This is a genomic window from Streptomyces sp. NPDC004788 (assembly GCF_053601115.1).
On sequence record NZ_JBSGBF010000069.1, the window covers coordinates 36,010 to 43,828 of the forward strand.

5 protein-coding genes are annotated in these 7,819 nt (G+C 73.8%); 3 read left to right on the forward strand and 2 right to left on the reverse strand.

Features of this window, described 5'->3' with window-relative positions:
* Positions 1-28: 28 nt before the first annotated feature.
* On the reverse strand, positions 29-2,836 hold the full coding sequence (locus tag ACWEJX_RS26440; protein ID WP_451609904.1) for a LuxR C-terminal-related transcriptional regulator: 2,808 nt from the start codon (positions 2,834-2,836) through the stop codon (positions 29-31).
* A 362-nt stretch (positions 2,837-3,198) separates the two neighbouring features.
* Positions 3,199-3,525: a DUF5955 family protein gene (locus ACWEJX_RS26445; RefSeq protein ID WP_451609899.1), complete on the reverse strand. Its 327-nt coding sequence runs from the start codon at positions 3,523-3,525 to the stop codon at positions 3,199-3,201.
* A 184-nt stretch (positions 3,526-3,709) separates the two neighbouring features.
* Between ACWEJX_RS26445 and ACWEJX_RS26450 the strand changes: the two genes are divergently transcribed.
* From ACWEJX_RS26450 to ACWEJX_RS26460, 3 genes are all read left to right on the forward strand, one after another.
* A complete protein-coding gene (locus ACWEJX_RS26450; protein WP_451609900.1) occupies positions 3,710-4,372 on the forward strand; it encodes a nucleotidyltransferase family protein in 663 nt (220 codons plus the stop codon).
* A 261-nt stretch (positions 4,373-4,633) separates the two neighbouring features.
* Positions 4,634-6,256, forward strand: a complete 1,623-nt coding sequence (aceB, locus tag ACWEJX_RS26455) for a malate synthase A (protein WP_451609901.1) — start codon at positions 4,634-4,636, stop codon at positions 6,254-6,256.
* Positions 6,257-6,518: 262 nt separating this feature from the next.
* Positions 6,519-7,670 carry a GDSL-type esterase/lipase family protein gene (locus ACWEJX_RS26460; RefSeq protein WP_451609902.1) on the forward strand — a complete coding sequence of 384 codons (1,152 nt, stop codon included), beginning with the start codon at positions 6,519-6,521 and terminating at the stop codon, positions 7,668-7,670.
* Positions 7,671-7,819 lie beyond the last annotated feature (149 nt).

Consider the following 7,819-nt stretch of genomic DNA (forward strand, 5'->3'; position numbering starts at 1 on the left):
AGATGCCTTCCCGGAGCACTTCTCGGGCTCAGAGCAGGCCCAGGTCGCGGGCGCGGCGCACCGCTTCGTTGCGCCGGTGCACCGACAGCTTCCGGTAGACGCTCTTGAGGTGGGTCTTCACCGTGTTGACCGACAGGTACAGGTCGGCGGCGATGTCCTCGGTCGACATCATCCGGGCGAGCCGCTCCAGCACCTCGTGTTCCCGTTCGCTCAGCGGCTCCAGCAGCGGCTCCTCCGCCGCCGGACCGGCCGCGTCGCCGTCCGGCCCGGTCTCCGGCAGGAGCCAGCCCGCGGCGAGCGCGCGCAGGGGCGCTGCCGCCAGGAAGGGACCGATCCAGGGGCCGGCCTCCGCGAAGGGACGCCGCAGCTCCTCGGGCCTGGCCTCCCTCAGGGCCCGGTCGAGCAGGGTGTGTACGGCCCCGAGGTCGCCCTCCAGCTTCGCGGCCCGGGCCCGCACCAGCGCGGCCGGCACCGTCACGGCGGGGCCGACGTGCGCGCGGACGGGGGGACGGGCGCTGCCGTCGAGACCGGTGGGACGGGCGTTGGCGTAGAGGTCGCGGGGACGGGCGGCGCCGTCGAGACCGGCGAGGCCGTCGAGGCCGCGGGGGCGGGCGCTGCCGTCGAGGTCGTCGAGGCCGTCGAGCAGGCGGAGGGCCTCGGCCCGGTCACCGGCCGCGAGGTGGGCCCGCGCCGCGCCGACCAGGCACATCGGCTGGTCCGCGGCCACCGCCCGGAGAACCTCGACGGCGGCCTCCGGGCGGCCCTCCGCGAGGTGGGCGGCCGAGACGATCAGAGCGGCATGGCCCTGGGCCCACGGGGAGTCCTCGTCGGCGGGGACGACCTGGCGCGCGGCGGCCGACGCGGCGCGGGTGCGCCCCTGGGCCAGGAGCAGCCGGGCCGTGGCGAGGCGACGTACCGCGGCGGTCACCGGATCCGGCGCCGGTCCGTCGGACGGTCGGCCGAGCAGCTCCTCGGCCCGGGCCGGCTCGTCCCGTTCGACGGCGACCACGGCGAGCACCAGCTGCCCGAGGCCGGGGCCGGCCGGCGCGGGGAGGCCGAAGCGCTCCGTCTCGGCCGCCGCCGCGCGGACCCTGCGCTCGGCCCGGCCGGGCCACCCGTCGAGGTAGTCGATGAGGGCGAGGTGCTCCAAGGAGTCCCGCCGTGGCAGTGCCGTGGCGGCGTCGCCGGGGCCGCGGGTCACTTCGGTGAGCGCGGCCCGGGCCTCGCCGAGGAGCCCGGCCCACAGCCGGGTCGCGCCCACGTGGGTCCGCAGCAGGGCGAGGAGTTCGGGGTGTTCGTCGAGGAGCGGGGCGGGCACCGATCGCAGCAGTTCGGCGGCGGACCGGGCGGCCTCCTCCGTCTGCCGCACGGAGCCGGCCAGCCGGCCCGCCAGTGCCGCGAGCAGCGCTCGGCCGAGCCGGGCCGCCGAGGAGTCGCCGGTGCCGGCGGTCAGCTGTTCCTCGGCGCGGCCGAGGTGCGCAAGGCCCCGGGCGAGGTCGTGGTGGGACAGCTCGCGCGCGGCGCGGACGAGGTCCGCGGCCGGGCCCGGCGTCTCCGTCTCGGTCTTCGGCTCCGTCCCCATCCCCGCCCCCATCCCCATCTCGGTCTTCGGCTCCGTCCCCGTCCCCGTCTTCGACTCCAGGGCCGCGAAAAGCTCGGTCAGCTCGTCGGCGCGTGGCCCGGCGAACAGCTGACCGATCGCCAGGTCGTCGACCAGGGCCCCGGCGGCGAACGCCAGGTCGCCCGCGGCGGCGGCGTGGGCGAGCGACTCGGGCAGGGTCCCGGCGTGCCGCAGCCATCCCGCCGCCCGCCGGTGCACGTGCCGCTCCAGACCGGGCGAACGACGGCGCAGATGGGCCCGGAGGATCTCCCGGAACAGCGGATGGAGCCGGTACCACCCCTGCCCGAAGTCCTCCACGAACGCGTTGTCGCGCAGCAGCCCGGCCAGGATGGGCGCCGCGTCCTGCCGCCCGGTCAGCGCGTCCGCGAGCTCGGGCCGGAACCGGTCGAGGACGCTGACCCGGAGCAGCAGGTCCTGGGTCCGGGGCGGCTGCCGGTCGAGCACCTCGGCGAGCAGGAAGTCGGCGATCGTGCTGCGGCCCGCCTCGAACTCCTTCAGGTAGATCTCCGGGTCCGGGCTCAGCCGCGCGGCCATGGCGCACAGCCGCAGGCCGGCGGCCCAGCCCCGGGTGCGCTCCACCAGCGCCCCGGCCGCCGCGTCGGACAGGTCGAGGCCGTGCAGCTGGAGCAGGGTGACCGCCTCCTCTACGGTGAAGACCAGCTCGGCGTCCCTGATCTCCGTCGCCTCCCCGGCCAGCCGGTAGCGGTGCAGCGGGAGCAGCGGCTCGGTGCGGGTGACCAGGACCAGGCGGAGTCCCGCCCCGCCGTGGTGCAGGACGAACTCCAGCTGCCGCGCGACCTCCGGGGCGGTCATCCGGTCGAACTCGTCGATCACCACGATCGCGGGCCGGTCGCGGCCGCCGAGCTCCGCGGCGAGCCGTGACAGCAGCGCGTGGTCGGCCTCGCCCGCCCGGGCGGGCGAGCGGATCGAGGGGGGCAACGCCGTGCCGCCGGCCCGCAGGGCCTGGAGGAAGTGGGCCCAGAACATGCCCGGCCCCTGGATCGCCGTGTCCAGGGTGAGCCAGGCCGCCGGCTCGTCCAGACCCGCGGCCCAGTCCGCCACCAGCAGCGTCTTGCCCGCCCCGGCGCGCCCTTCGACCACCGTCAGCGGAGTCCGCGGCACCTGCCCGAGCCGCTCGGCCAGCCGCACCCGCCGCAGAAACGTCGTGGGCCGCGCGGGCGGCACGAACCGGGTCCGCAGGAACGGGTCGCCCAGGGGGTCGACGCCGAGGGCGCCGGGGCCGTGCGGGGCGGCGCCGGGGACGACGGGTTCATGGGAGTCACCGAGGGCACCGGGGCCGTGCGGGGCGGCGCCGGGGACGACGGGTCCATGGGAGTCGCCGAGGGCACCGCCTCCGTGGGAGCCGCCGCGGGCGCCCGCCCCCGGCCCGTCCTCGCCCTTCCCGCCCGGTTCCCGCGGGGCGTCGTCGCGCACCGCCACCACGCTCGCCACCACCCTCCGGTCGGATTCCGGACAGAGCCCTTCTGCGCAGAAGTCTCGCCGCAATCCCGGTGGGCCGCCCAGCACCCGGTGACCCCCTCCCCGGTATCCGAAGGTCCCTCCGGGGGCCTCGCCGGTCAGGCGTCCGGCTGGCGGGGTGTCGCCGGGCCGAAGAGTTCGACGGCGCGGCGGACGGCGGCAAGGCCCTCGGTGAGGGCGCTGACGGAGCCGATCGCGCCCGCGATCAGGAGCAGCGAGCGGCGCAGCCGCCACACCTCGGGGGCGCCGCTGAGCGCCATCGCGTCGAGCGCGGCCAGCTCGTCCTCGGCGATCCCCCGGTCGGCGAACTCCGGCCGGTGTCCGGCGAGTTCGCGCCTGAGCCGGGACACGGCGGCGCGCAGTTCGGCCACCCTCGGGTCCACGCCGTCAGCGGTCATCCGCCTCTGCCCCACGCTTCGCAACATGGTTCTCCCCCCAGGGAGCCGCCGGCCCCCCTTGTGCACGTGCACGTCGCTGTGCGACCCCTCGGGCGGTGGTCGGGCGCTCGGGGTCGCGGGCCAGTTAACTCCTTCGCGCGCCCGGCGCGCCAGCAGGCGGACGCACATTCAGGCATCCGGGTGGTGGGGCCTGATGCGGTATGCACTCCCCATGACGCGAGAGACGGCAGGAGAGACGGCGGAAGAGACGACGGGGGAGCCCGCGGCCGCCCCCGCGAGGGGGCCCCGGATCGCCGGGCTGCTGCTCGCCGCGGGGGGCGGCCGGCGCCTCGGCGGGCGGCCGAAGGCGCTGCTCCCGTACCGCGGCCGGCCTCTGGTCGAGCGCGCGGCGCGGGTGCTGCGCGAGGGCGGCTGCGAGGTCGTGCACGTGGTGCTGGGCGCGGCGGCGGAGCGCGTACGGCGGGAGGCGGACCTGCCGGGGTGCTTGCTCGTGGAGAACCCGGAGTGGGCCGAGGGCATGGGCTCCTCGCTGCGGGCCGGGCTCGCCTCGCTCGCCGCCGGTCCGTACGGGGTCGACGCGGCGCTCGTGTCACTCGTGGACCAGCCGGGGATCGGGGCGGCGGCGGTGGCCCGGGTGCGCTCCGCGTACCGAGGGCGCGACACGCTCGCCGCCGCCTCGTACGGGGGCAGCCGCGGCCATCCGGTGCTGTTCGGCGCTGACCACTGGGCGGGGATCGCGGCGGGGGCGGTCGGGGACCGGGGGGCGCGGGGGTACCTGGAGGCGCACCGGGATGCGATCACCCTCGTGGACTGTTCGGATGTGGCCGAGCCCTACGACATCGACACGGAGGCGGATCTCCGGCGTCTGGCCTGAGCGGGAGCGGGAGCGGGAAGGGGAACGGGAGTGAGCGTGGTGACACTCAGAGCCACGTTGTGTCGACCCAAAGAATCTCGACATCAACAAACCATTGAACTTCCACCATGAGGAAACTAGTATCCACTGTTCAGAAGCGCCTGATCCTCCGTGACGGCGCTCCCGGCCGTATCTCGGCGCCTGTGGCACGGCGTGCCACACGACGACGCCCGGCGGCCGGCACGCACCGCCCGTGAAGCCCGCTGAAGGAAGTGACAGTTCATGTCCGCACCAGCGCCGTCCTCCCTGGTCGTCGTCGAAGCCGAGCCCCTGCCGCGCCAGGAGGAGGTGCTCACCGACGCGGCGCTCGCCTTCGTGGCCGAGCTGCACCGCCGGTTCACCCCGCGCCGGGACGAGCTGCTCGCCCGCCGCGGCGAGCGCCGCGCCGAGATCGCCCGCACCTCCACCCTGGGCTTCCTGCCCGAGACCGCGGCGATCCGCGCCGACGAGTCCTGGAAGGTCGCGCCGGCCCCGGCGGCCCTGAACGACCGGCGGGTCGAGATCACCGGCCCGACCGACCGCAAGATGACGATCAACGCGCTGAACTCGGGCGCGAAGGTCTGGCTCGCCGACTTCGAGGACGCCTCGGCGCCCACCTGGGAGAACGTGGTCCTCGGCCAGGTCAACCTGATCGACGCCTACACCCGCGCCATCGACTTCACGGACCCGCGCTCGGGCAAGTCGTACGCCCTGAAGCCGGCCGACCAGCTCGCCACGGTCGTCATGCGGCCCCGCGGCTGGCACCTGGAGGAGCGTCACCTCACCGTCGACGGCCGCCCGGTCCCCGGCGCCCTGGTCGACTTCGGCCTCTACTTCTTCCACAACGCCCAGCGCCTGATCGACCTCGGCAAGGGCCCGTACTTCTACCTGCCGAAGACCGAGTCGCACCTGGAGGCCCGCCTCTGGAACGACATCTTCGTCTTCGCCCAGGACTACGTCGGCATCCCGCAGGGCACCGTCCGCGCCACGGTCCTCATCGAGACCATCACGGCCGCGTACGAGATGGAGGAGATCCTCTACGAGCTCCGCGACCACGCCGCCGGACTCAACGCGGGCCGCTGGGACTACCTCTTCTCCATCGTCAAGAACTTCCGTGACGGCGGCGCCAAGTTCGTCCTTCCGGACCGCAACGCGGTCACGATGACGGCCCCGTTCATGCGCGCGTACACCGAACTCCTCGTCCGCACCTGCCACAAGCGCGGCGCGCACGCGATCGGCGGCATGGCCGCCTTCATCCCGTCCCGCAAGGACGCCGAGGTCAACAAGGTCGCCTTCGAGAAGGTCAAGGCCGACAAGGACCGCGAGGCCGGCGACGGCTTCGACGGCTCCTGGGTCGCCCACCCCGACCTGGTGCCGATCGCCATGGCCTCCTTCGACGCGGTCCTCGGCGACAAGCCGAACCAGAAGGACCGGCTGCGCGAGGACGTCCACGTCGAGGGCCCGGAGCTCATCGACATCGCCTCCCTGGACGCCCAGCCGACGTACGAGGGTCTGCGCAACGCCGTGCAGGTCGGCATCCGCTACATCGAGGCGTGGCTGCGCGGCCTCGGCGCCGTCGCGATCTTCAACCTGATGGAGGACGCGGCCACGGCCGAGATCTCGCGCTCGCAGATCTGGCAGTGGATCAACGCGGGTGTGGTGTTCGAGAACGGCGAGAAGGCGACGCCGGAGCTGGCCCGCAAGGTGGCCGCCGAGGAGCTGTCCGCGATCCGCGAGGAGATCGGCGCGGAGGCCTTCGCGGCCGGAAAGTGGCAGCAGGCCCACGACCTCCTGCTGCACGTCTCCCTCGACGCCGACTACGCGGACTTCCTGACCCTCCCCGCGTACGACCAGCTGGTCGGCTGACCGCACAGCGGCCGAACAGCTCGCCCGAGCAGGCCCCGCCCCCGGTGTTCGCAGAGCACCGGGGGCGGGGCCTTTTGCTGTTTGCGGTAAGCGTGGCCGGTTTTCGATCCATGGCGTTTCACAAGTCACGTAACTCAACCGAAATACGCAACTACCTAGCGGTAACAAGTCGGCCCGTGCGAAATTCCGCCATGCCACCGGCCGGCGGCTGTCCCCCACGTCGATGCGTACCTCGCGTACCGCGCCTCGCAGGAGCACAGCCATGTCTTCGTCCCCCCGCCGCGCTCTGCGCGGTCTGCTCACCCTGTGCCTGACCGCCGGATTCGCCCTCCTGGCCGCTCCGTCCCCCGCCGTCGCCGCTCCCGGCTCCGGCCCCTCCACCGTCGTCACCATGGGCGACAGCTACATCTCCGGCGAGGCCGGCCGCTGGCAGGGAAACAGCCTGACCACCACAGGCAGCCGCAACGGCACCGACCGCGCCTGGAACGGCAGCACGTACGACCCGAGCCGGGTGTACGGCACGACCGAGGCCAACGGCTGTCACCGCTCGGACTCGGCCGAGGTCAACAGCGCCGGCCCGATCGCCACCAATCTGATCAACATCGCCTGCTCCGGGGCCGTCACGAAGAACGTGTTCCGTACGGCCTCAGGCGGGACCGCGTTCAAGGGCGAGGCCCCGCAGGCCGACCAGCTCGCGGCCGTCGCCGCCACCCACGACGTCAAGCTGATCGCCCTGTCGATCGGGGGCAACGACCTCGGCTTCGCCGACATCATCAGCACCTGCGCCACCGACTACATCGTCTGGTACTCCTACTGCCACGACGACCAGCAGGCCGTCGTCGACTCGAAGATCGACGGCGTGATGGCGGACGTCGGCAAGTCGATCGACGAGATCAGAGCCGTGATGACGGGCGCCGGGTACACCGCCGCCGACTACCGGATCGTGCTCCAGTCGTACCCCTCCCCCATCCCCCGCGCCGCCGAGAACCGCTACGGCGAGAGCGGCTGGAGCCGTACGAACACCGGTGGCTGTCCCTTCTGGAACCTCGACTCGGACTGGGCGCGCGACTCCCTCGTGCCGCAGATCGCGAGCCGGCTGAAGGCCGTCGCCACGGCGAAGGGCGCGCAGTTCATGGATCTGCGCGACATGCTCCAGGGCCGCGAGGTGTGCTCCAAGAGCAGCAAGCTGGTGTCCTCGACCGTGCCGGCGTCGCCGACGACGAGCGAGTGGGCCCGCTGGATCGACCAGAACGAGACCCAAGGGCCGCTCCAGGAGGACATGCACCCCAACTACTACGGGCAGCTGGCGCTGGGCCGCTGTCTCGCGCTGATCAACGCCCAGGCGTCCGGCAACTACAGCTGCCGTAACACGGCGGGGTCGAGTGCGTCGGGGATGTACCTCACGGCGGGCTGATTCCCCGGCGGGCTGATTCCCCGGGGGCTGATTCCCCGGCGGGCCGGGTCAGGGCAGGCTGATGCCGAGAGGCTTCAGGACGCGTTCGGCCTCGTGCGGGTCGGCGGCGCACATGGCGGCGACCAGCGCCGCCGAGCCGCCCGGCCAGC

Bases quoted from the DNA above. Each gene is read 5' to 3' on its own strand.
- ACWEJX_RS26445 (WP_451609899.1), bottom strand. From the start codon at position 3,525: ATGTTGCGAAGCGTGGGGCAGAGGCGGATGACCGCTGACGGCGTGGAC.
- ACWEJX_RS26460 (WP_451609902.1), top strand. From the start codon at position 6,519: ATGTCTTCGTCCCCCCGCCGCGCTCTGCGCGGTCTGCTCACCCTGTGC.
- ACWEJX_RS26450 (WP_451609900.1), top strand. From the start codon at position 3,710: ATGACGCGAGAGACGGCAGGAGAGACGGCGGAAGAGACGACGGGGGAG.
- aceB (WP_451609901.1), top strand. From the start codon at position 4,634: ATGTCCGCACCAGCGCCGTCCTCCCTGGTCGTCGTCGAAGCCGAGCCC.